Consider the following 21,817-nt stretch of genomic DNA (forward strand, 5'->3'; position numbering starts at 1 on the left):
CGCATGAACCGCGTCATCACGGATCCCGCCCCCTCGACCGCAACCCTCCCGGAGGCGCCGAGACGGCGTCCGGGGACCCGACGGATGCTGGGTGCCGGTCTCGCGGTAATGATCGGCATCACGGCGCTGAGTGCGTGCACGGGGGAGGCGGAGCCCGCCCCCACGCCGACCGAGACCCAGGCCCCGGAGTCGGGGATCACCGATATCACCGATGCGCCCGGATCGGGAGAGGGCCTCGTCGGCGCGCTCGCCGACACCACCGTCGACACGTGCGAGCTCGGCGATGGCGAGTGGAACGTCGACGGAACCGTCACCAACTCGAGCGACGCGAGCGCCTCGTACCGCATCTACGTGTCGCTGCTCAACGAGGGCGGCGAAACCCGTTCCCTGACGCAGGTCGACGTGCCGGCGATCGACGCGGGCGCAGAGACCGAATGGTCGACGACGGTCGCCCTCGATGAGGAGGACCTGTCTTGCGTGCTGCGGGTCGAGCGCTACGGCGCGTCCGGCGAGGAGTCCGCTCCGGAGGGCGACGGCGAAGGCTGAGCCCGTCCCGACGACCCGGTCGCCGCTCGGAGTGCGACCGGGCATGATCAGTGCGAGCGGTGATCCTGCGGGGCGAGCCGTGGCCCGCGGCGCGGCTCCTGCACGCCGCTCGCATGGATCAGGCGGAGCACGCGCTGACGGTGCCCGGCCCACGGGGCGAGCAGGGCGAGCATCCCGTCGTCGTCCGTCCGCCTGCCGGTCAGCGCATAGCCGACCTGGTGCGCCAGATGGTAGTCGCCGACGCTGACCGCGTCGGGGTCGCCGAGCGCGCGGATACGGGTCTCTGCCGAGGTCCAGGCCCCGATGCCGGGCAGGCTCGTCAGGACGCGTTCGCGGTCGTCGCCGGTACCGGCTGCGCGCACGGCGCGCTCGATGCTGTCGCCGCGCTGAGCGGCGCGCACGATCGTCTTCGACTGCGGCGGCTCGACTCCGGCGCGCTGCCACGTCCACGAAGGGATGCCGCGCCAGACGGAGTGCGGGGGAGCGGCGAACATCGGGCGAGGCGTCGGTCCCGGCGCGCGTTCGCCGAACCGGGAGACGAGATACCGCCAGGCCCCGAAGGCCTGCATACCGGTCACCTTCTGCTCGATGATCGCGCAGGCCAGCGCATCGAACACCTCGTCGGTGCGCGCCAGGCGGATGCCCTGGTGGCGATGGGCGGCATCGGCGACGAGCGGATGCCCGGACGGATCGAATCCGGTGGGGTCGTCGTCAGCGCCGCACAGGCGCGGCACGCGGGAGAGCGCGTCGTCTGCACCCGGTCCCCACGCGGTCGCGAGAACCTCCGAGCGCGTCGCGCGCAGGGCGAGGGTAGCGATGCCGGACGGTGTGCGCAGTGCACGCCAGATGACGCCGTTCTCGATCACCGTCGTCGGGTCGGTACGGCCGCGCCGCAGCATCCCGACGGTGCGATGGAGGTCGAGCGGATGCGTCGGACGGTAGACCGTCTCGCGCGGTGAACCGGTCGTGCGCGCGGCATCGGCCGCACCGGCATCCGCTGTCATCGTCATGCGCCCACCCTACGTCGGGCGTCCGACAGAGCGGTGGGCGTGCGGGTCAGAAGCGGTCGGGCGAGGGCGTGCCGTGTCCGTAGCGGATGACGACGTCGGCGTGACGGTCAAAGCGGTAGCCGATACCGCGCACGGTGCGGACGATGTCCTCGTAGCGGCCGAGCTTGGCGCGCAGACGGCGCACGTGCACGTCGATCGTGCGCTCACCGGGCGTCTCGTCGTCCTGTGCCTGCCACAGGGCCGACACCAGCTCCGAGCGCTCGATCGTGCGGCCCTCGCGGAGAACGAGGTACTGCAGCAGCTCGAACTCCTTGTAGGTGAACGCAGCGGACTCGCCGTCGATGAGCACGCGCTTGCGCGAGATGTCGACGGTCACGCCGCCCTCTTCGTCGACCGCGTCGTCCTCGGCGGCGGCCTTGGTGCGGGCGATGGCGCCGGGCTCGTGCAGGGCGAGACGGACGACGTCGAGGTCCTTGCCGCCGGAGCCGTGCGGGGCGAGAGCCACCGTGGCGTGCGTCTCCGCGCCGGGGGCGAGCTCCGCCAGCGTGCGGCGGAGGGCATCGACGAGGAGGGGAAGGCTCACGCCGGCCTCGGCCGCCTTGATCTCGTCGAGTCCGACGTACAGGGCGAAGCCGCGCGGCGAGCGGGCCGCGGGAAGATCGGCGGCGGTGTTCAGGGGTGCGTCTGCCTCGGGGCGTGCGGGGACGGTGCGCAGCGGGGCGGTGGAGGGACGCTCGAGAAGTGCGATGTTCGACATGATGATGAAGTCCTCAGGACGTGAGCCGATGGGCTCTGATGCGTTGCATGAATGACCGGGGCGAGCCGGGAAGCGAGCAAAGGGTGGATGCTCGGGGACCCTGCCTCGAAGATCGCGAGGGACGGGTCAGGCGGGTGGCTGTTCGTTCAGCTGCACATTCGGCAACACATGCCAACGCGACCGGGCATCATCATCCCGGCAGTCCCGTTCGCCTCCTGGGCGGACAAAGGGCATGCGTTGGTGGTCATGGGGGGATTATGTCCGATCATGTCGGCCCGTGTCAAAACGACCGGATGATCGCGTGGCGGGCGTAACGTGGATGCGGTGACCACTTCGACGCTCGCCTCCGGCTTCATCCTCACCGACGAGAAGGACGCCTCGCGCTACACGCTGACCCGCGACGGACAGCTCGTGAGCGTTCTCGACTATCGAGACGACGGCAGCACCGTCGCCCTCACCCGGGCCTTCACGATCCCGACTTTCCGGGGCCACGGCTATGCCGGGACGGTCGTCGAGGGCGCGGTCGCCGACATCGAGCAGCGCGGGGACCGCAAGGTCGACCCCGTGTGCTGGTACGTCGCCGACTGGTTCTCGGCGCACCCCGAGAAGGCGTCGCTCCTGCGCTCGCGGTGACGGCCTCGTCCGTGACGTTGTGTTACGACGTCGATTTGGAAGGATGGGGCGTATGAAACTCGCCGAGGCACTCACTGCGCGCGCCGATCTGCAGCGTCGGATCGAACAGCTCCGCGCGCGGATCACCGCGAACGCCCGCTTCCAGGAGGGGGAGGAGCCGTCCGAGGACGCGAGCGCCCTGATCGTCGATGCCGAGTCGGACCTCGCACGGCTGCGCGACCTCATCCGCCGGATCAACGCCACCAACGCTCGCCTCGATCTGGGAGCGGACGGCACGATGACCGATGCGCTCGCCACGCGGGACGTGCTCCGGCTCCGGCATTCACTGCTGGCGGATGCCGCGGCATCCGCCTCGGGCAACATGCAGTTCCCACGGCAGATGCGTTCGGAGCTGCGACAGATCTCGGCGCTTCCCGTGGCGGAGTTGCGGGCGAACGCGGATCGGGTCGCGCAGGAGCTGCGCGAACTCGACAACCGAATCCAGCAGGCGAACTGGACCAACGATCTGGAGGAGTAGCGGAAGTCGGTAGTCACGACGAGGCGGGCACAACCCCCGCCGGGAGGGGCAGATCCCGGCTCCTGTGGGCGGAGGGCAGCCCTGATCTCGCATCGCGCAGCCCCGCACGCCGCACAGGTGATCGCGCACCGCGCATCTCGCATCACCGCGTGCCGATCGTCGTGACGAGGGTGGGTCAGGGGACCTTCCGCTTCTCTCCACGGCGCTCTCCTCGCTGTCGACGGCACGCCTCGGACGGAATGTCGGTGGCCCTTCGTACCGTGTGATTATGCGAATCCTGCACACCTCCGACTGGCACATCGGCCGCACCTTCCATGGCAACTCGACCATGGACGCGCTGGCCGAGGTCCTCGGCGCGCTGACGGAGCAGGTGCGCGAGCATGCGGTCGACGTCGTGATCGTGGCGGGAGACGTCTTCGACTCGGCCACGCCGTCGGGCCCTGCCTACACCCTTCTCGGTGATGCGCTGGTCGCGCTGCACGAGACGGGGGCGAGTGTCATCGTGACGAGCGGTAACCACGACTCGGCCGCGCGACTCGGTTTCCAGGCGCGGCTGCTGCGCGAGGGGATCCACGTGCTCACCGATCCGCTCTCGATCGGCACCCCGGTGACCATCCACGACTCCGACGGTCCGGTCGACTTCTTCGGCATTCCGTACCTCGAGCCCGCGATCGTGCGCCAGCATTGGCCCGAAGGCGACGCCCAGGGCCGCCCCCTGCGCACCCAGGCCCAGACCATGGCGCACGCGATGGATCTCGTGCGCGCGGGTATGTCGGGTCGCGACGGGCGTTCGGTCGCGATCGCCCACTGCTTCGCAGCCGGCGTCGATGCGACGACGGGACTCGAGCGAGAGGTGCGTCAGGGTGGGCTCGACGTCGTGCCGCTCGAGGTGTTCGACGGTCCCGATTACGTGGCTCTAGGGCACATCCACGGCCGCAACCGGCTGAGCGAGCGCGTGCGCTACGCCGGGGCACCGCTGCACTACAGCTTCGGCGAGCAGAGCAAGCCGCGGGGCTCCTGGCTCGTCGATCTCGATGCGAGCGGCCTCGCCGCAGTCGAATGGCTCGACCTTCCGGTGCCACGTCGTCTCGTCACCCTGACGGGAAGCCTCGACGAGATCCTCTCCGACGACAACGTCGCCGCTCACGCCGAGGACTGGGTGTGCGCGAACTACACCGATGCCCTCCCACAGATCGAACCGATGCGCCGGCTTCGCGAACGCTTCCCGTTCTGCGCGGTGGTGCAGCACCTGCCGGCGACGGCGGTCGAGAGCGGTGACGGGTCGTACACGGCTCGCCTGCGTGAGGCCGTGAGCGACGATGAGCGCATCACCGCCTTCCTCGAGCACGTTCGCGATGGCCGCGGGCCCACGGCGCGTGAGACCGAACTGATCCGAGAGGTGCTCGACGACCGCGTGCGGGCAGAGGCGCTCGTCTAGATGCGTCTGCACCGATTGGAGGTCGAGGGATTCGGCCCGTTCCGCTCGCGTCAGGTCGTCGACTTCGACGCGTTCGCCGACGACGGGATCTTCCTGATCGCCGGTCGCACGGGGGCGGGCAAGTCGAGCATCCTCGACGCGGTGTGCTTCGGGCTCTACGGTGGTGTGCCCCGCTACGAGAGCGGCGAGAAGAGGCTGCGCAGCGACTACTGCGAGCCCGACGACATCTCCGAGGTCGCGATCGAGTTCAGCACCCCGGCCGGTCGCTTTCGGGTCACGCGCTCGCCCGAGTACCTGCGCCCGGCGAAACGCGGCGGTGGTCTGACCAAGCAGGCGCCGTCCGTGGCGCTCGACGAGCACACGGAGTCCGGGTGGGTCGGGCGTGCGGCCCGCGCGGTCGATGTCGCCCACGAGCTCGACGAGATCCTTCAGCTGAGTCGCGAGCAGTTCCTGCAGGTCATCCTCCTCGCGCAGAACCGCTTCTCGGAGTTCCTGCTCGCCAACAGCAAGGATCGGCAGGCGCTCCTGCGACGGCTGTTCGGCACCGAGCGTTTCGACGACGTGCAGACGAGATTCGACGAGCGGCGTCGAGCATCGGAGCGCGCACTCGATGCGCGCCTCGCGGCCATCGGTGCGCGTCTCGACGAGGCGGAGACGCTCGTCTCCCGTGAAGACCTCGGGGCCGACGAGCGCGTGCAGTCGGGGGACGTCGAGGTGCTGTCCGGCGGCTCTGCCGGTTCCGAAGGATCCGCCGCCGCGGAAGTGCAGCCCGACTCGGCGTCGTCCGCGCGTGACGTGCCCGCTGCCGACACGGGCGGGAGGCTCGATGCCCTCCGCCGGGCAGAAGCGCGTGCCGCGTATCGCAGTGAGCGCCGCAGTGCCGAGAGCGGCGATGCCGAACGTGCCCTCGCCGCGGCCGACGCCCGTCTTGCCGAGGTTCGTGAGGAGCGCACGGCGCAGAGGGAGCGCGATCGTTCGCGTGCCGCGCTCGCGATGCTCGCCGCCGAGCAGCCGCAGATCGACGAGGACCGGATCACGCTCACGGCAGCGCGCAGCGCCGAGTCCCTTCGTGCGGTGATCGATGCCGCCGAACGGGCCTCCCGTGCGGCCGAGTCCGCGGCCGAAGCCGTGCGGGTCGCCGAGGGGGAGTGGGATGCCACGGGCACCGCGCTCGACGAGCCCACCGTCGACGCCTTGAACGATTGGGTGGCCGAAAGACTGCGCGAACGTGGGGCATGGGAGCAGGCAGCTCTCCTCGAGGAGCAGTCCCCGTCACGGACCGTGGACATCGAACGCGCTCGCACGGACGTCAGCGCCGCAGCGGTGCGCGTCGCCGAACTGGTTCAGGCGCAGAGAGATCTTCCCGGCGAGCTCGACCGCGAGACCCGCGCACGCGACGACGCGAGGCGCTCCGCCGACCGTCTCGACGACCTCACCCGACGACGCGACCAGGCGGTCGCCCGTGCAGAGGCCGTACGCCTGCGCGAATCGCTGAAGGAGGAGAGCGCTTCGGCCGAGCGTGCGCTCGCAGAGGCGACCGACGAACTGGCGACGGCTCAGACGGCACTCGCCCTGCTGCGACGACGGCGCCTGGACGGCTTCGCGGGAGAACTCGCATCGACGCTGACGGCGCAGGGGCCCTGTCCCGTGTGCGGATCACGCGAGCACCCGGCACCCGCCGCGCACGTTGACCCGGTGTCGGCAGGCGACGTCGAGACGGCCGAAACCGTGCGTGACGTGGCCGCCCGAGGGGAGCGGGCCGCCTCCGAGCTTCACGCTGCGCTGCGCGAGAGGATCGCCGGCGCGGACGCCGCCGCTGAGGGCCGCACCGCGGAAGACGCGCTGTCCGAACTCGAATCGATCGAGATCGAGCGGCGGTCCTCGTCGGATGCGCAGAAGGCTCTCGCCGTCCATGACTCGGTCATCGCCGAGATCTCCGCGCGAGCGGCGGCGCTCGACGACGACCGAACGGCCGCCGACGCGGCGGCGGGAGCGGCGCGCGAGGCGCTCGCGGCCCAGGAGCAGAGCGCTCGAGAGGCAGACGCGCGAATCGTCGAGGCGCGCGGCGACTTCGACTCGGTCGCCGCGCGGATCGCCGCCGCGAGCGCGGGCATCGCCGCAGCGACGGCGTTCGCCTCCGCACTGCGCGATCGTCAACAGCGCGACCTCGCGCTCGCCGAAGCCGAGATGGCTCGGCGCGACGCCCTCGCCGACTCTCCCTTCGACACGATCGATGACGCCCACGCGGCGCTGCGCTCGCCGCGCGAGTGCGACGTGCTCGACGAGAGGATCACGCGGTACGCGGTGAATCGCGAGAAGGAGAAGAGCATCCTTCTGCCGCTCGAGATGCGCGCGCTCCCCGAGGAACCGATCGAGGTCGCTCCGTTCGAGACGTCTGCCGCCGAAGCGCGGGCCGGTTGGATCACCGCGGTCTCGGTCGCCGGAACCGCAGCGGGGGTGCTCGAACGGCTCACCTCGCTCATCGCCGCGGCCTCCGACGAGCACGACCGCAGTGCCGATGACATGGCCGAACATGCGGTGCTGCAGAACCTCGCCGATGCGATCGCGGGTCGCGGGCCGAACACGCGCAAGATGACGCTCGAGACTTTCGTGCTCGCCGCCGAGCTCGAAGAGATCGTCGAAGCCGCGAACCGTCGCCTCAGCGACATGTCCACCGGCCGCTACCAGCTCCGGCACTCCGACGCCCTCGCCGCGCGCGGCGCAGCGTCCGGCCTCGGCATCGTCGTCTTCGATGCGTTCACCGGGCAGACGCGTCCCGCACAATCGCTCTCCGGTGGCGAGACGTTCCTGAGTTCGCTCGCTCTCGCCCTCGGACTCGCGGAGGTCGTCACCGCCCGGGCCGGCGGCATCCGCCTCGACACGCTTTTCATCGACGAGGGCTTCGGGTCTCTCGACGGCGACACCCTCGACATCGCCATGCGCACCCTCGACGAGCTACGGCAGGGCGGACGAACCGTCGGAGTGATCAGTCACGTCGAGGCGATGCAGGATCAGATCCCGGCGCAGCTCCGGGTGCGTGCGACGAGCGAGGGACCCAGCGTCATCGAGACGCGGTGACGCGGCATCCGCTCAGACGCCGTACTCCTGCCGGATGACCTCGCGCAGCTGGACGCTGCACCGGGCGATCGCCGCCCGGAAGTCGACCAGCGCACCTTCTTCTGCACGGTCGGAGATCGCGCGGAAGGCCCGGATCGGCACGCCGAACTTCTCGGCTACCCAGATGTACGCGTATGTCTCCATGTCGACGAGCCCGGCACCGGAGGGCCGGATGACCGCCGTGATCCCGGCGTCGCCGACGAAGCTGTCACCGGTCGCGATCAGCACGCCCTCGCGTCCCGTCGACACGCGCGCGGGCAGGGAGACGTGCTGGCCCGCGACGCCGTCGAGGTCGAAGACGTCGTGCTGCAGTGCGCTGCCGATCTCGTGCACGCTCGCGTCGAGGTTCGGATCGATCCCACCCGCCGTCCCCACGACGACGACCTCGTCGTACGGCTTCGCGTCGAGCGCGCGTGTGAGCGCATACGTCGCCTGCATCTTGCCCTCGCCGGTGACGAGCTGATCGAATCCTTCGAGGTGATCGGGGAAGGCTTCGAGTTCGGAGGCCATGGCGGCGACGAGGAGTTTCACCTCGCCATCCTCTCAGGTGCCGACGCGTGGCGCGAAGCCGCACGGCATCCGCGATGCGTCATCCCTCCGTAACAGGACCGGGAGATACTGGGAGGAGGAAGAGTGGAGGAACCGTGTCCCTGCAGAAGCAGATCTCCGATGCCCTCGGCGTCCGCGCCGAGATCGATCCCGAGTCCGAGATCGAGCGGCGGGTGCAGTTCCTCGCCGATTACCTCCGTACCACCGGTGCCCGGGGCTACGTGCTCGGGATCTCGGGTGGGCAGGACTCGACGCTCGCCGGTCGCCTCGCGCAGCTCGCGGTGGAACGTGTGCGCGCCGAGGGCGGGCAAGCCCGCTTCCTCGCCATCCGCCTTCCCTACCGGGTGCAGCACGATGCGGCGGATGCCGACGCGGCGCTCGAGTTCATCGCCGCCGACAGCTCGGTCGAGGTCAACATCCAGAACGGCGTCGACGGTGTGGAGGAAGACATCGAGTTCGCCGTGACGAGCGACATCAGCGACTTCAACCGCGGCAACATCAAGGCCCGCGTGCGCATGGTCACGCAGTATGCTCTCGCCGGCCACGAGGGCGCACTCGTCATCGGCACCGATCACGCGGCCGAGGCGGTGACGGGCTTCTACACGAAGTTCGGCGACGGGGCGGCGGACATCCTGCCGTTGTCCGGTCTGTCGAAGCGACAGGGGCGTGCGCTGCTGCAGTTCTTCGGCGCCCCCGACCGCCTCGCGTTCAAGGTGCCGACGGCGGATCTCCTCGATGGCCAGCCCGGTCGCGCCGACGAGGACGAGCTCGGTCTCACCTACGAGCAGATCGACGACTTCCTGGAGGGGCGCACGGTCGACCCCGATGTCGCTGGACGGATCGAGGCGCGGTACCTCGCGACCCAGCACAAGCGCAATCTCCCCGTCACGCCCGACGACACCTGGTGGCGTTGACCGGCAACGCCCTGACCGGCGGCGATGTCGGATGCCGCAGCTAGTGTCGAAGCACGACGAAATGGAGCATCGTGCGGATCGACACTCAGGCGCAGCGCGTCATCTGGAGCGCCAGCGACCTCAAGGCCGCAGCGGAATGCGAGTTCGCGTGGAGTCGCGCGATCGACGCCAAGCTGGGCCGTGTTCCGGCCGTCGATGAGCCCGAAGACGCGACGCTCGCGCGTGCGGCGCTGCTCGGTGACGTGCACGAGCAGAACGTGCTCGCCCGATACGTCGCCGATCTCGGTGACGACGCCGTGCGTCAGATCGCGAAGGTCTCGTCCACGGATGCCGCGGCGCTGAGCGCGGCGGTCGACGAGAGCGTGGCGGCGCTGCGATCGGATGCCCAGGTCGTCTTCCAGGCCGCGTTCGCGACGGACGAGTTCGTGGGATTCGCGGACTTCCTTCGGCGCGACATCGACGGTCGCTGGCGGGTGCAGGACTCGAAGCTGGCGCGCAAGGCGCGGGTCACGGCGTTGATGCAGCTCGCGGCATATGTCGATCAGCTCGATCGTCTCGGAGTCCCACGCGCCGACGAGGTCGACCTCATCCTCGGTGACGGCACGGTGAGCACGCACGCGGTCGATGACCTCCTTCCGCTCTTCCATGTGCGGCGCGCACGGTTGCGTGCGCTGATCGCCGACCGTCGCATCGAGACGGGAGCAGCCGGCGAACCGCTCGCCTGGGGCGACGACCGCGGCGATCTGCAGGTCGTCGCGTGCGGCCGTTGCGCGACGTGCGAGGAGCAGGTGGTCGCGCACCGCGACCTGTTGACGGTCGCTCGGATGCGTCCGGTGCAACGAGCGCGCCTGCGCGCGGCGGGGGTCACCACGATCGACGAGCTCGCCGCGGCGCCCGCCGCGCCCGAGGGGATGAACGTCGACACGTTCGAGGGGCTGCGCGCCCAGGCGGCGCTGCAGCTCCGTGCGGATGCCGACGGAGCGCCGACCTTCGACGTGCACTACGCGCCGGCGATCCACACGCTTCCGGTGCCGAGTCACGGCGACATCTTCTTCGATTTCGAGGGTGACCCGCTCTACACGGAGCCCGCGCCGATCGGGGAGTCGCACTGGGGGATCGACTACCTCTTCGGCTGGGTCGACAACACCGATCAGTACACGGCGCTGTGGGCGCATACGTTCGCCGAGGAGCGCCGGGCGTTCGAGACGTTCCTCGACTTCGTCGCCGTGCGTCGGGCGGCGCACCCCGGCATGCACATCTACCACTACGCGCCCTACGAGACCGCGCATCTGGTGGCGATGGCCGCGCGTCACGGCGTGCGCGAGGGCGAGGTCGATCGACTGCTCCGCGAGGGCGTCTTCGTCGACCTCTACCCGCTCGTGCTGCGCACGGTGCGCATCGGTTCGCGCTCGTACTCGATCAAGAAGCTCGAGCCCCTGTACATGGGCGACGAGGTGCGCACGAGCGACGTGCAGAAGGGCGACGATTCGATCGTGCAGTACGTCGCCGCACGCGAGCTCGCCGCCGCGGGCGAGCAGAGCGAAGCGGACGCCGTGTTCGCCGACCTCGCCGACTACAACCGCTACGACTGCGTCTCGACCCGGCGCCTGCGCAACTGGCTGATCGAGATCGCTCGGGAGAAGGGCGTCACACCCGCCCCGCCCGATGCCGCCGACCAGGTGATCTACGAGCCGTCCCCCCGTTCGGTCGCGCTCCTCGCTGACGCCGAGCGGGCCGTCGCCGCGGGCGGTGACGGTCAGGTGCACCGCATCGCTGCCGCGGCCATCGACTACTTCCCGCGCGAGGCCAAGAGCTTCTGGGTCTCCCACTTCCAGCGCCTTCGCGAGCCGGTGACGATGTGGGAGGGCACACGTGACGTGGTGCGCGTCGACGCCGCCTCCTCCATCGTGCGGCGCGACTGGAGCATCGGCGAGGGGCGGCGGGTGATGTCGCGCGATATCGAGATCCGCGGAGAGGTCTCGCCGGGAACGACGCTGGGCGTCGGCGCACAGCCGTTCGCGTTGTACGAGGCGCCGGCACCGTTCGACGTCGATGTTCCCTCTCGCGCGGTGCACGTGCCGCACGTCGTCACGGTGGCCGAGATCCTCGACGACGGGTTCCTCATCACCGAGACGGCGATCCAGGGGCAGACGTGGGACGAAGTCCCGCTCGCCCTCACGCCTGCTGCGCCGCCGCGCGTCGTGTCGCTGCAGGGAGCGATCGACGAGTGGGCCGATGCCGTGCACACCGCGGCCCCGGGTTTTCCCGAAGACCCGGCGACCGACATCCTGCGCCGGATCCCGCCGCGCACGCGCTCGGGCGGTCCGCTTCCGGTGGTGGATGCCGCAGGCGGCGACACGATCGACGCCATCGTGCGCGGCGTCCTCGACCTCGACCGGAGCTACCTCGCGGTGCAGGGTCCTCCCGGAACGGGCAAGACCTACACGGGGTCGCGGGTGATCGCCCGGCTGGTGAACGAGTACGGCTTCAAGATCGGGGTGGTCGCGCAGTCCCACGCGATCATCGAGACGCTCCTCGCCCGAGTCGTCGCCGACGGCGTCGCTCCCGCACAGGTCGCGAAGGCTCCGAAGGATCCCGAGTCCGACCCGGCGTACACGGTGATCCCCAAGAGCGGCATGGCAGCGTTCCTCGCCGAGCACGCCGACGACGGCGTCGTCGTCGGGGGTACCGCGTGGGATTTCAGCAACACCGCACGCGTCGACCGCTCGGGTCTCGATCTGCTCGTGATCGACGAGGCCGGACAGTTCTCGCTCGCCTCGACCATCGCAGTGGCGGCGGGCGCGAAGCGCCTTCTCCTCCTGGGCGACCCGCAGCAGCTGCCGCAGGTCAGCCAGGGCGCTCACCCCGAGCCCGTCGACACCTCGGCCCTCGGCTGGGTGATGGACGGCGATGCGGTGGTGCGCCCCGAGTACGGGTACTTCCTCGCCCGCTCCTGGCGGATGCATCCGTTCGTGGCGGAACCGGTCTCGAAACTCGCGTACGCCGGCAGGCTCGCCTCTGCGCCGGGAACGGAGAAGCGATCCGTCGACGGTATCGACCCCGGGCTCCACATCGTGCCGTTGAGGCATCGCGGCAACGCCACGCAATCACCGGAGGAGGCCGCCGAAGTCGTACGGATCGTGCGCGATCTCGTCGGGCGATCCTTCACCGACAACGACGGCGGCGATCGCGGCGGCAGCGGCGAAACAGCCCCGACGGTGCGGCCGCTCACGCCGGCCGACATCATCGTCATCACGCCCTACAACGCGCAGCGCCAGCTGGTGCACGACGCCCTCTCGGCCGCAGGATTCGCCGATGTCCCGGTGGGCACGGTCGACAACTTCCAGGGCAAGGAAGCCGTCGTCTCGATCACCTCGCTCGCGGCATCCAGCGGGCGTGATGCGCCCCGTGGACCGGAGTTCCTGTTGCTGCAGAACAGGCTCAACGTCGCGATCTCGCGGGCGCAGTGCGTCGCCTACCTGGTCCACTCGCCGGCACTGCTCGACGATCTTCCCTACACACCCGAGGGGGTGGCGCGCCTCAGCGCCTTCGCCCGCCTCGTCGGTGCGGCCGAATGAGAGAGGCCGCGCGTGCACAGTAGCGAGGAGATCCTCCGTGCAGCCGCGGAGTGGGCGTGGTTCCCTCGCGGATCCGAGAGCGAGAGCGCGGAGCTCCTCCTCGTGCGATACCCGAGACGCTTCGGGGGAGGAGTGCGCGGATCACAGGTCCACTCCTCACTCAGCGCCGCCGAGGTGGTCGACCGTGCCATCGCGCGCACCGCGCTGTGGGAGGAAGACGTCCTCACCTTCTGGACGAACCCCTCCGACGGGCCGGACCTCGAGGATGAGCTCCGCCGACGGGGTGCCGAGCACATCGACACCGTCGCCGTCTTCGCCGCCCCGATCGACAGCACCACGATCCATCCACCGGCCGATACGACCGTCGAAGTGGTGACGACTCTTCCGCAGATCCGCGAGGTCGATGCGATCAACGTGGCGGTGTGGGAACAGCTCCCGCTCGACGAGAGCGGCCTGAGCGAAGAACTCGACGAGGTCGCAGGCTCCCTCGTCGCGAAGTCGCACGGACGCGTGCTCGCGCGCATCGAGGGGCGCGCGGTGAGTACGGGCGGCGTGACGCTCGCTGACGGGTTCGCCCGGCTGTGGGGTGCGGCCACCTTCCAGGGCCAGCGCGGTCGTGGTGCCTACCGGGCGGTGCTGGCCGAGCGCCTCCGGCTCGCCCAGAGCTGGGGTGCCGAGACCGCGCTCGTGAAGGGTCGCATCTCGACCTCGGCGCCGATCCTCCGGCGCTCGGGCTTCGCGCACTACGGCGACGAGCGCGCGTACCGTCTCGTCGTCCGCTGACGCCGATCAGACCGTGACCTCGACGCCGATGAGAGCCGAGCTGTAAGAATCGCGCTCAGACCGTGCCGTAGAGACGGTCGCCCGCGTCACCGAGGCCGGGCACGATGTAGCCCTTCTCGTTGAGGCGCTCGTCGAGGGCGCCCAGCACGAGCGTCACGTCGCGGTCGCCCACGAGTGCCTCGATCGCCGCGACTCCCTCAGGAGTGCCGAGCAGGCAGATCGCCGTGACGTCCTTCGCACCGCGATCGAACAGGAACTGGATCGCGGCGGCGAGCGAGCCGCCCGTCGCGAGCATCGGGTCGATGGCGAAGCACTGGCGGTCGCTCAGGTCGTCCGGGAGGCGCTCGGCGTAGGTGGTGGGCTCGAAGGTCTCCTCGTCGCGCACCATTCCCAGGAATCCGACCTCGGCGGTCGGGAGCAGCTTGACCAGACCCTCGAGCATGCCGAGGCCCGCGCGCAGGATCGGGACGACGATCGGTCGCGGCTCCGAGATCTTCACGCCCATCGTGGTGGTGACGGGGGTCGTGATCTCGACCGGCGAGACCTTGACGTTGCGGGTCGCCTCGTACGCGAGGAGCGTCACGAGCTCCTCCGTCAGCTGGCGGAACACCGGCGACGGGGTGCGCGCATCGCGCAGCACCGAGAGCTTGTGGGTGACGAGGGGGTGGTCGGCGACGTGAACACGCATGGAATACAGGCTAATGCGCCGAGCGGCCCGGCACGACATCGGATGCTTCGCGCGCGGCGGCCGCCGCACGCCCCTGTCGTAGGCTCGACCCATGACCGCCGCCGACCTGCCCGCGATGCGCCGAGCGCTCGCGCTCGCGGCGGAGGCGCGTATCGCCGACGAGATCCCCGTGGGCGCCGTGGTCATCGATTCCACCGGTCGGATCATCGCCGAGGGGCGCAACACCCGCGAGGAGACGCACGACCCGACCGGCCATGCCGAGGTCGAGGCGCTGCGTGCAGCGGCGGCATCCGTCGGCTCCTGGAATCTCGAAGGTCACACGCTCGTCGTCACGCTGGAGCCCTGCCTCATGTGCGCCGGGGCGATCCTGCAGGCGCGCATCGGGCGGGTGGTCTTCGGCGCATGGGACGACAAGGCGGGAGCCGCGGGGTCGATGTACGACGTGCTGCGCGACCGTCGGCTGCCCTACCGCGCCGAGGTCGTCGGGGGAGTCGAAGCGGATGCCGCGACCGCTCTGCTCCGCGACTTCTTCGCGCGTAAGCGCTGACGACCGCGCGACGCCCGACTCAGTCCGAGGACTTGAGCACGAACGCGTCCGTCGGGGGCTCCGGGTCGAGGGCCGGCCGGTACACGTCGGGCTCGATGTAGATCACGCGTGCGGCGGGCACGGCCTCGCGGATTCGCGCTTCGATCTCGTCGATGTCGTCGGCCGCTTCGCGTACCGACTTGTCGGCGGTCAGCGCGACCTTCGCCGCCACCATGAGCTCGTCGGGGCCGAGGTAGAGGGTCTTGATGTGGATGAGCTTCTCGACCTCGTCACCGGCGGCGATCGCGTCGACGATGCGGTCGAGGTCGGCGGTCGTCGCACCCTCGCCGACCAGCAGGCTCTTCGTCTCGATGCCGAGCACGATCGCGATGAGCACGAGCAGCACACCGATCATCAGAGTGCCGATCGCGTCGAACACCGAGTTTCCGGTGATGACGGTGAGGCCGACGCCCAACAGCGCGAACGACAGACCCGCGAGCGCACCGGTGTCCTCGAGCAGCACGACGGGCAGCTCGGGCGCCTTGGAACGGCGCACGAACGACACCCACGACTGCCCCTTCTCGCGCACGAGATTGCTTTCCTTGATCGCGGTGCGAAGCGAGAAGCTCTCGAGGCCGATCGCGATCACGAGCACGACGATCGGCAGCCACCACCACACGGGGTCGAGCTCGTGCGGGTGGGTGAGCTTGTCGATGCCCTCGTAGATGGCGAACAGACCGCCGAGCGAGAACAGGATGATCGACACGACGAACGCCGAGACGTACCGCTCGCGGCCGTAGCCGAAGGGGTGAGCGCGGTCGGCCTCGCGGCGCGACTTGCGACCGCCGAGCAGGAGGAGCAACTGGTTGCCGGAGTCGGCGATCGAGTGCACGGCCTCGGCGAGCATCGACGCGGATCCCGAGAGCAGCCAGGCGATGAGCTTCGCGAGCGCGATGCCCATGTTCGCCAGGAACGCTGCGATGATCGCCTTGCCGCCGCCGGATGCACTCATGCGTCGAGTCTAGATCGCCTCCTCTGGGGATCGCAGGTGCGCCCGCCGTAGGATGACGACATGGCTGACTCTCTCCCCGCTCTCGCGTTCCTCGGTGCCGGTTCGATGGGAGGGGCGATCCTGCGCGGCGTCGTCGCCTCGGGCGTCACCGTCGACGGCGGCATCACGGCCACGAACCGCTCGCTCGTGAGCGCCGCCGATCTCGCCGACCTCCCCGGGGTCACGACCATCGCGCTCGAAGATCGCCCCGATGGCAACCGCGAGGCCCTGGCATCCGCCCGTATCGTGCTCGTCGGCGTGAAGCCGGTGATGGTGCCGGACCTGCTGCGCGAGATCGCCCCGCACCTCGCCCCTGACGCCATCGTCGTGAGCCTCGCGGCCGGTGTGACGCTGGCCACGTTCGCCGACGCCCTCGGCGCGGACGCGCACGTCATCCGCTCGATGCCCAACACCCCGGCGACGGTCGGCAAGGCGGTCACCGGTCTCGCGGCCGGACCGGCATCGACGGCCGAGGACATGGCCCTTGTGCGCCGGCTGTTCGAGACGGTCGGTGCGGTGATCGAGGTGCCGGAGTCGCAGATCGACGCGCTGTCGACGATCTCCGGATCGGGCCCCGCCTACGTCTTCCTGCTGATCGAGGAGTGGACGAAGGTCGGCCTCGGACTCGGCTTCAGCGAAGCCGACGCCCGCCTGATGGCGGAACAGACGTTCATCGGCTCGACGGCGCTGCTCGAGGCGTCGGGGGAGACCCCGACCGAGATGCGTCGACGGGTCACGAGCCCCAAGGGCACGACCGAGCGTGCGATCGCCGTGCTGCAGGACGCGCATCTCGAGAACACGTTCGCGGATGCCTCCGCCGCCGCGCTCGCACGCGCCAAGGAGCTCGCCGCCGGGGCCTGACCATGCAGCTGCGATTCTCGGGTGGGATCTGGTACTGGCGCGGACCCGCGCCGTTCCACTTCGTGACCGTGCCCGAGGTCGAGGCCGCGATGATCGGCGAGGTCGCGTCCGTCGTCACCTACGGCTGGGGCATGATCCCGGCATCCGTCACGATCGGGGGAACCCGCGTGACGACCTCGCTCTGGCCGAAGGACGGCGGCTACATCGTGCCGATCAAGAAGGCCCTGCAGGACGGCGAGGGCTTCGGCGTCGACGACGCCTGATCGCCGCTACGGATCAGGATCGCGCGTCAGCGGTCGAGGGCGGCGAAGCGCTCGATGTCGCTGTTCGTACCCGAGACGATGATCAGGTCGTGGTTGGTGACGATCGTGTTCGCCTCGGCGTACCGGAACGGCTTGCCGGGGCTCTTCACGCCCACCACCGTGACGCGGTACTTCGTGCGCACTCCGGACTCGTTCAGGCCGACGCCGCGGATGAACTTGGGTGGGTACATCTTCGCCAGCACGAAGTCGTCGTCGAAGCGGATGAAGTCGAGCATGCGCCCGCTGACGAGGTGGGCGACGCGCTCGCCGGCCTCGCGCTCGGGGTAGATGACGTGGTTCGCTCCGACGCGGGCGAGGATCTTTCCGTGCGACTGCGAGACGGCCTTGGCCCAGATCTGCGGGACCTTGAGGTCGACGAGGTTGGCGGTGATGAGGACGGATGCCTCGATCGACGAGCCGACCGCGACGACGGCGACCTGGAAGTCCCGCGCCCCGATCTGACTCAGCGCTTCGATGTTGCGGGCATCGGCCTGGACCGTGTGCGTGACGCGGTCGGACCACTTCTGCACGAGCTCGAGGTTGTCGTCGATCGCGAGGACCTCGCGGTCGAGGCGGTCGAGTTCGCCCGCACACGCGGCGCCGAACCGGCCGAGACCGATGACGAGGACGGGCGCGTCGCCCCGGAGGACTTCAACCAACGATCGGCCTTTCCACGGGCAGCGAGTAATACTGCGATCGCGACGTCGCGGCGACTGCCGCGGCGAGAGTCACTGTACCAATGCGCCCCATGAAGATGGTCACGGCGAGCACGTACGAGCCGGCGTCCGGGAGCTCGGCGGTGAGCCCCGTCGAGAGGCCGACGGTGGCGAAGGCGGAGATCACGTCGAACAGCACGTGACTGATGTCGGCCTTCGTGATCTGGGCGATGATGATCGTCGAGAGTGCGACGATCGTCGCGCCCCACGCCACGACGCTAAGCGCGACGCGCTGCACATCGCTGGGGATGCGCCGACCGAACACCTCGACCGACTGACGTCCCTTCGCCTCCGACCACACCGCGATCGCGAGGACGGCGAGGGTGGTGACCTTGATTCCACCGGCTGTCGATGCCGACCCTCCACCGACGAACATGAGCATGCTCGCGGCGACGAGCGAGGAGCCGTTGAGATCGGCCATGTCGATCACGTTGAACCCGCCCGAGCGGGTCATCGCCGACAGGAAGAACGCCTGGAACGTGGTGTCGGCGGCATCCATCGACCCGAACGTGCGCGGGTTCTCGTACTCGAGGATCAGGAAGACGGCCGCGCCGAGCACGAACAGCAGCACCGTCGTGACGAGCGTGAGCTTGGTGTGCAGCGACCAGCGCTTGACGTGCCAGACGTGCTTGGCCAGGGAGTAGATCACGGGGAACCCGATGCTGCCGAGGAAGACGCCGACCATCAGCAGCGAGAGCACGAAGTAGTCGTCGGCGAACACCGCGACACCGCCGTCGTTCGGCGCGAAGCCCGTGTTCGTGAACGCCATCGCGGCGAAGTAGGGGGCTTCCCAGAGAGCGGCGATGGGGCTCACCCCGGCCATCACCAGCCCCGGGTAGAGGAGGCCCGCGAGCGCTCCCTCGATGATGAGGGCCGAGACCGCGACGGTGCGCAGCAGCTGGCCGACCTCGCCGAGGCGCACGGTCTGGCTCTCGTTGACGACTCCGCCGTGCGCGCGCATGGGGTTGGTGTCGCCCGCGGCGAGGAGCTTGGCGCGCAGACCCAGGCGTTTGGAGATCACCATGCCCATGAGCGAGGCGAGGGTCAGCACGCCGAGGCCGCCGATGTTGACGCCGATGAAGATCAGCACGTGCCCGAACGGCGACCAGTGGTTCGCCATGTCGACGGTCGCGAGTCCGGTGACGCAGATGGTCGATACCGCGGTGAACAGGGCGTCGCTGAGCGGGGTCACCGTGCGGTCCGCAGAGGCGATCGGCAGGGACAGCAGCGCGGTGAACACGAGGATCAGCAGCGCGAAGACCACGATCGCGAGACGCGAGGGCGAAGACGTGAGGATGTGGCGCCCGTGGGCGGCGGCATTGCGCAGGCGCTGTTTGGGGGACGACGCAGACACGATGCCCGACATCGCGTCCCCCTTCGTCTGCCTCCGCCGTGGATCGGCGCCGACTCGGCACCTGCGACCGAGCCCTCGTCATGGTACTCCGTGCCGGGGACGACTACCCTGAACACATGACCGACATCTTCGACGTGATCGCAGACGGTACGAGGCGAGACATCCTCCAGCTCCTCCTGCGGCGCACGTCCGAAGGAGAAGCGGGCACGAGCGTCAGCCAGATCGTCGCCGACCTCGGCATCAGCCAGCCCACCGTGTCGAAGCACCTCAAGGTGCTGCGCGACGCCGAGCTGGTCACCGTGCGCGAAGACGGCCAGCGCCGGTTCTACAGCCTCGCGGTCGAGCCGCTCGAGGTCGTGGATGACTGGCTGGTGCCCTTCCTCGTGGATGCTTTCGGCGACGAGGCCCCCGACATCGACTACCCGGGCGCGCCGATGTCCGAGAGCGCCGCGCACGCGGCCGAGGTCGTCGGACGCGCGGCGGCATCCGCCAAGCACGTGGTCGCCACCGCTCTCAAGCGCCTCGGCGCCTGACGGAGCGATCCGCGCCCCGATCCCGAACGCAGATCGCCCCCGAACGACCGGGGGACTGTCGTCGGGGGCGATGCCGCGGGCCCCAGCCCGCGTGTCCCGGGGCGGTGCCTGCCCCGGTGTTGCGCCGAGTGTGACACTTCCGGCTGAGTGAATCTCGGAGAGAGGCTATGCCTCTCCTGTGATGCGCGCCTCAGCGCCGCCCGGCCTTGCGGCGGAAGAGCCACGCTCCCCAGGCGCCTGCGATCGCGAGGATCAGCAGGCACCAACCGACCGCCCACCACGCCTCTCCGTTCGCGGCGGTATCCGTCAGCAGGGCGCGGATCGTCTCGACGATCGGCGTGATCGGCTGGTGCGCGGCCACGGGCTGCAGCCAGTCGGGCATGCTTTCGACGGGAACGAACGCGCTCGACAGGTAAGGGAGGAACAGCAGGATGAAGCCGTACCCGTTCGCTCCTTCCGGGCTGCCGGCCGCGAGCCCGATCGCCGCGAACAGGTAGGTTATGGCCAGGATGTACAGCGCGATGAGCGCGCCGAGCCCGATCCAGTCGAGCAGTGTCGCCGTCGGACGGAAGCCGACCAGCACTCCGACGCCGATGACGATCGCGGTCGCCACGAGGTTGCGCAGCATGCTCGCGACCACGTGTCCGGTGAGCACGGCTCCGGCGCGCAGGGGCATGGTGCGGAAGCGGTCGATGACGCCGGTGCGCATGTCGTTGGCGACGTACACGGCCGTCGATGAGGCGCCGAATCCGGCGCAGGTGAGGATGATCCCGGGAACGACGTAGTCGACGTAGGCCCCGGAGGGGTCGATCGCCCCGCCGAAGACCCAGGTGAACATCAGCATGAGCATCACGGGCAGCATGATCGCCATCAGCAGCGATTCCCCGTCGCGCAACGAGTGCTTCAGGCTCCGGCCGACGAAGACGGCCTCGGCGGTGAAACCGCGCAGACGGGGCCGCGGGGCGGGGGACGGGACGGATGCCGTGGCTCCGGCATCCGTGATCACGGCGCTCATGCGAGCTCTTCCTCGCGGATCGCGGCGACGGCATCCGTGCTGCCACCGCCGGTGATGGCGAGGAAGACGTCGTCGAGGCTGGGGCGCCGCAGCGAGACGATGCCGTCGCGTCCCTCCTCGTCGAGGCGGTCGAGCGCGCGCCGCAGGTCGCCCACGCTGCCGTCGGTCGGAATCGCGCGCAGGAGGTCGCCCGCGGTGTCGTGCAGTTCGACGGTGTCGCCGCCGATCCTCGCCTTGAGCTGCGCGGGTGTGCCGAGGGCGGCGATGCGCCCCTCGTGGAGCACGGCGATCCGGTCGGCGAGGCGATCCGCCTCTTCGAGGTACTGCGTCGTCAGGAACACGGTCGTTCCGGCATCCGCCATCGCCCGGATGATCTCCCAGAGGTCGCGGCGGCTGCGGGTGTCGAGGCCGGTCGTCGGCTCGTCGAGGAAGAGCACGTCCGGGGTGACGACGAAGCTCAGGGCGAGGTCGAGCCGGCGGCGCATGCCGCCGGAGAAGGTGCGGACGGCGCGCGAGGCGGCATCCGTCAGCCCGAATCGGGCCAGGAGGTCGACCGCTCGTCGGCGGGCGTCCGATCGTCTGAGGCCGGCGAGCCGGGCGAACATCGTGAGGTTCTCGGTGGCTGTCAATGCATCATCGACCGCGGCGGACTGCCCGGTGAGGCTGATGCGGCGCTGCACCTCGGTGCTCTGCGTACCGACGTCGAATCCGGCGACGCGGGCGCTGCCGGAATCGGCCGCGATGAGCGTGGTGAGGATCTGGATGGTCGTGGTCTTGCCGGCCCCGTTGGGGCCGAGCAGAGCGAAGATCTCGCCGCGCTCGACGGTGAAGTCGAGCCCGTCGACCACGGGAGATCCGTCGAATGCCTTGCTCACCCCGCGGGCTTCGATCGTGGCGTGCATGGGAGGGGCCTTTCTGTGTATGGATGA

General features: G+C 69.7%; 21 protein-coding genes. 12 read left to right on the forward strand and 9 right to left on the reverse strand.

The genetic code is table 11. From position 1 onward, the window contains the following. The first annotated feature begins 3 nt into the window (after positions 1 to 3). Entirely contained in the window at positions 4 to 546 is a 543-nt protein-coding gene (locus tag ACFY9N_RS03300; protein WP_391476839.1) for a hypothetical protein, read from the forward strand. A 47-nt stretch (positions 547 to 593) separates the two neighbouring features. Here ACFY9N_RS03300 and ACFY9N_RS03305 read toward each other — a convergent pair whose 3' ends face one another. After that, on the reverse strand, positions 594 to 1,556 hold the full coding sequence (locus tag ACFY9N_RS03305) for a DNA-3-methyladenine glycosylase family protein (RefSeq protein ID WP_391476840.1): 963 nt from the start codon (positions 1,554 to 1,556) through the stop codon (positions 594 to 596). Positions 1,557 to 1,602: 46 nt separating this feature from the next. Then, a complete protein-coding gene (locus ACFY9N_RS03310; protein WP_391476841.1) occupies positions 1,603 to 2,313 on the reverse strand; it encodes a winged helix-turn-helix domain-containing protein in 711 nt (236 codons plus the stop codon). 324 nt (positions 2,314 to 2,637) lie between these two features. Between ACFY9N_RS03310 and ACFY9N_RS03315 the strand changes: the two genes are divergently transcribed. The 4 genes from ACFY9N_RS03315 to ACFY9N_RS03330 all read left to right on the forward strand — a co-directional run bounded on the left by ACFY9N_RS03315 (position 2,638) and on the right by ACFY9N_RS03330 (position 7,979). After that, a complete protein-coding gene (locus ACFY9N_RS03315; RefSeq protein WP_391476842.1) occupies positions 2,638 to 2,946 on the forward strand; it encodes a GNAT family N-acetyltransferase in 309 nt (102 codons plus the stop codon). 52 nt (positions 2,947 to 2,998) lie between these two features. Further along, the gene (locus ACFY9N_RS03320) at positions 2,999 to 3,463 is read left to right on the forward strand and encodes a DIP1984 family protein (RefSeq protein WP_391476843.1); all 465 of its coding nucleotides are present in this window, start codon (positions 2,999 to 3,001) and stop codon (positions 3,461 to 3,463) included. Positions 3,464 to 3,731: 268 nt separating this feature from the next. Next, positions 3,732 to 4,901: an exonuclease SbcCD subunit D gene (locus ACFY9N_RS03325; protein WP_391476844.1), complete on the forward strand. Its 1,170-nt coding sequence runs from the start codon at positions 3,732 to 3,734 to the stop codon at positions 4,899 to 4,901. Further along, positions 4,902 to 7,979 carry an AAA family ATPase gene (locus ACFY9N_RS03330; RefSeq protein ID WP_391476845.1) on the forward strand — a complete coding sequence of 1,026 codons (3,078 nt, stop codon included), beginning with the start codon at positions 4,902 to 4,904 and terminating at the stop codon, positions 7,977 to 7,979. It begins immediately after the preceding gene. Positions 7,980 to 7,991: 12 nt separating this feature from the next. Here the strand turns inward: ACFY9N_RS03330 and ACFY9N_RS03335 are convergent, their stop codons facing one another. Beyond that, positions 7,992 to 8,549, reverse strand: a complete 558-nt coding sequence (locus tag ACFY9N_RS03335) for a nucleoside phosphorylase (RefSeq protein ID WP_391476846.1) — start codon at positions 8,547 to 8,549, stop codon at positions 7,992 to 7,994. Positions 8,550 to 8,662: 113 nt separating this feature from the next. Between ACFY9N_RS03335 and nadE the strand changes: the two genes are divergently transcribed. The 3 genes from nadE to ACFY9N_RS03350 all read left to right on the forward strand — a co-directional run bounded on the left by nadE (position 8,663) and on the right by ACFY9N_RS03350 (position 13,842). Beyond that, complete coding sequence (gene nadE / locus ACFY9N_RS03340; protein WP_391476847.1) at positions 8,663 to 9,481, forward strand: ammonia-dependent NAD(+) synthetase; 819 nt, start codon at positions 8,663 to 8,665, stop codon at positions 9,479 to 9,481. 71 nt (positions 9,482 to 9,552) lie between these two features. Then, entirely contained in the window at positions 9,553 to 13,059 is a 3,507-nt protein-coding gene (locus ACFY9N_RS03345) for a TM0106 family RecB-like putative nuclease (protein WP_391476848.1), read from the forward strand. A gap of 12 nt (positions 13,060 to 13,071) precedes the next feature. Continuing rightward, entirely contained in the window at positions 13,072 to 13,842 is a 771-nt protein-coding gene (locus ACFY9N_RS03350; protein WP_391476849.1) for a hypothetical protein, read from the forward strand. Positions 13,843 to 13,897: 55 nt separating this feature from the next. Here the strand turns inward: ACFY9N_RS03350 and upp are convergent, their stop codons facing one another. Continuing rightward, on the reverse strand, positions 13,898 to 14,530 hold the full coding sequence (gene upp, locus ACFY9N_RS03355; protein ID WP_391476850.1) for a uracil phosphoribosyltransferase: 633 nt from the start codon (positions 14,528 to 14,530) through the stop codon (positions 13,898 to 13,900). Between the two features lie 91 nt (positions 14,531 to 14,621). On the opposite strand from upp, the gene ACFY9N_RS03360 reads away from it, so the two are divergent. Further along, positions 14,622 to 15,077 (forward strand): nucleoside deaminase, encoded by a 456-nt coding sequence (locus ACFY9N_RS03360; RefSeq protein ID WP_391476851.1) that lies wholly within the window; start codon positions 14,622 to 14,624, stop codon positions 15,075 to 15,077. 19 nt (positions 15,078 to 15,096) lie between these two features. On the opposite strand, the gene ACFY9N_RS03365 is transcribed toward ACFY9N_RS03360, so the two are convergent. Then, complete coding sequence (locus ACFY9N_RS03365; RefSeq protein WP_391476852.1) at positions 15,097 to 16,068, reverse strand: cation diffusion facilitator family transporter; 972 nt, start codon at positions 16,066 to 16,068, stop codon at positions 15,097 to 15,099. Positions 16,069 to 16,128: 60 nt separating this feature from the next. Here ACFY9N_RS03365 and proC point away from each other — a divergent pair, with 60 nt between their 5' ends. Both proC and ACFY9N_RS03375 read left to right on the forward strand, forming a co-directional pair. Next, positions 16,129 to 16,968, forward strand: a complete 840-nt coding sequence (gene proC, locus ACFY9N_RS03370) for a pyrroline-5-carboxylate reductase (protein WP_391476853.1) — start codon at positions 16,129 to 16,131, stop codon at positions 16,966 to 16,968. 2 nt (positions 16,969 to 16,970) lie between these two features. After that, a complete protein-coding gene (locus ACFY9N_RS03375) occupies positions 16,971 to 17,231 on the forward strand; it encodes a DUF1905 domain-containing protein (RefSeq protein WP_391476854.1) in 261 nt (86 codons plus the stop codon). Between the two features lie 26 nt (positions 17,232 to 17,257). Here the strand turns inward: ACFY9N_RS03375 and ACFY9N_RS03380 are convergent, their stop codons facing one another. Next, positions 17,258 to 17,929 (reverse strand): potassium channel family protein, encoded by a 672-nt coding sequence (locus ACFY9N_RS03380; protein WP_391476855.1) that lies wholly within the window; start codon positions 17,927 to 17,929, stop codon positions 17,258 to 17,260. Then, a complete protein-coding gene (locus tag ACFY9N_RS03385; RefSeq protein WP_391476856.1) occupies positions 17,922 to 19,352 on the reverse strand; it encodes a TrkH family potassium uptake protein in 1,431 nt (476 codons plus the stop codon). The genes ACFY9N_RS03380 and ACFY9N_RS03385 overlap by 8 nt, the downstream gene beginning before the upstream one ends. 104 nt (positions 19,353 to 19,456) lie before the next feature. On the opposite strand from ACFY9N_RS03385, the gene ACFY9N_RS03390 reads away from it, so the two are divergent. Then, positions 19,457 to 19,873, forward strand: coding sequence for an ArsR/SmtB family transcription factor (locus tag ACFY9N_RS03390; RefSeq protein ID WP_391476857.1), 417 nt, complete (start codon positions 19,457 to 19,459; stop codon positions 19,871 to 19,873). A 190-nt stretch (positions 19,874 to 20,063) separates the two neighbouring features. On the opposite strand, the gene ACFY9N_RS03395 is transcribed toward ACFY9N_RS03390, so the two are convergent. Beyond that, complete coding sequence (locus tag ACFY9N_RS03395) at positions 20,064 to 20,888, reverse strand: ABC transporter permease (protein ID WP_391476858.1); 825 nt, start codon at positions 20,886 to 20,888, stop codon at positions 20,064 to 20,066. Then, positions 20,885 to 21,790, reverse strand: coding sequence for an ATP-binding cassette domain-containing protein (locus ACFY9N_RS03400; protein ID WP_391476859.1), 906 nt, complete (start codon positions 21,788 to 21,790; stop codon positions 20,885 to 20,887). The genes ACFY9N_RS03395 and ACFY9N_RS03400 overlap by 4 nt, the downstream gene beginning before the upstream one ends. Between the last annotated feature and the right edge of the window lie 27 nt (positions 21,791 to 21,817).

Source organism: Microbacterium sp. NPDC008134 (genome assembly GCF_042957055.1).
In the GTDB taxonomy this organism is placed as follows: Bacteria; Actinomycetota; Actinomycetes; order Actinomycetales; family Microbacteriaceae; genus Microbacterium.

Bases quoted from the DNA above. Each gene is read 5' to 3' on its own strand.
- ACFY9N_RS03310 (WP_391476841.1), bottom strand. From the start codon at position 2,313: ATGTCGAACATCGCACTTCTCGAGCGTCCCTCCACCGCCCCGCTGCGC.
- proC (WP_391476853.1), top strand. From the start codon at position 16,129: ATGGCTGACTCTCTCCCCGCTCTCGCGTTCCTCGGTGCCGGTTCGATG.
- ACFY9N_RS03320 (WP_391476843.1), top strand. From the start codon at position 2,999: ATGAAACTCGCCGAGGCACTCACTGCGCGCGCCGATCTGCAGCGTCGG.
- ACFY9N_RS03300 (WP_391476839.1), top strand. From the start codon at position 4: ATGAACCGCGTCATCACGGATCCCGCCCCCTCGACCGCAACCCTCCCG.
- ACFY9N_RS03390 (WP_391476857.1), top strand. From the start codon at position 19,457: ATGACCGACATCTTCGACGTGATCGCAGACGGTACGAGGCGAGACATC.
- upp (WP_391476850.1), bottom strand. From the start codon at position 14,530: ATGCGTGTTCACGTCGCCGACCACCCCCTCGTCACCCACAAGCTCTCG.
- ACFY9N_RS03325 (WP_391476844.1), top strand. From the start codon at position 3,732: ATGCGAATCCTGCACACCTCCGACTGGCACATCGGCCGCACCTTCCAT.
- ACFY9N_RS03360 (WP_391476851.1), top strand. From the start codon at position 14,622: ATGACCGCCGCCGACCTGCCCGCGATGCGCCGAGCGCTCGCGCTCGCG.
- ACFY9N_RS03375 (WP_391476854.1), top strand. From the start codon at position 16,971: ATGCAGCTGCGATTCTCGGGTGGGATCTGGTACTGGCGCGGACCCGCG.
- ACFY9N_RS03365 (WP_391476852.1), bottom strand. From the start codon at position 16,068: ATGAGTGCATCCGGCGGCGGCAAGGCGATCATCGCAGCGTTCCTGGCG.
- ACFY9N_RS03330 (WP_391476845.1), top strand. From the start codon at position 4,902: ATGCGTCTGCACCGATTGGAGGTCGAGGGATTCGGCCCGTTCCGCTCG.
- ACFY9N_RS03385 (WP_391476856.1), bottom strand. From the start codon at position 19,352: ATGTCGGGCATCGTGTCTGCGTCGTCCCCCAAACAGCGCCTGCGCAAT.
- ACFY9N_RS03305 (WP_391476840.1), bottom strand. From the start codon at position 1,556: ATGACGATGACAGCGGATGCCGGTGCGGCCGATGCCGCGCGCACGACC.
- ACFY9N_RS03395 (WP_391476858.1), bottom strand. From the start codon at position 20,888: ATGAGCGCCGTGATCACGGATGCCGGAGCCACGGCATCCGTCCCGTCC.
- ACFY9N_RS03400 (WP_391476859.1), bottom strand. From the start codon at position 21,790: ATGCACGCCACGATCGAAGCCCGCGGGGTGAGCAAGGCATTCGACGGA.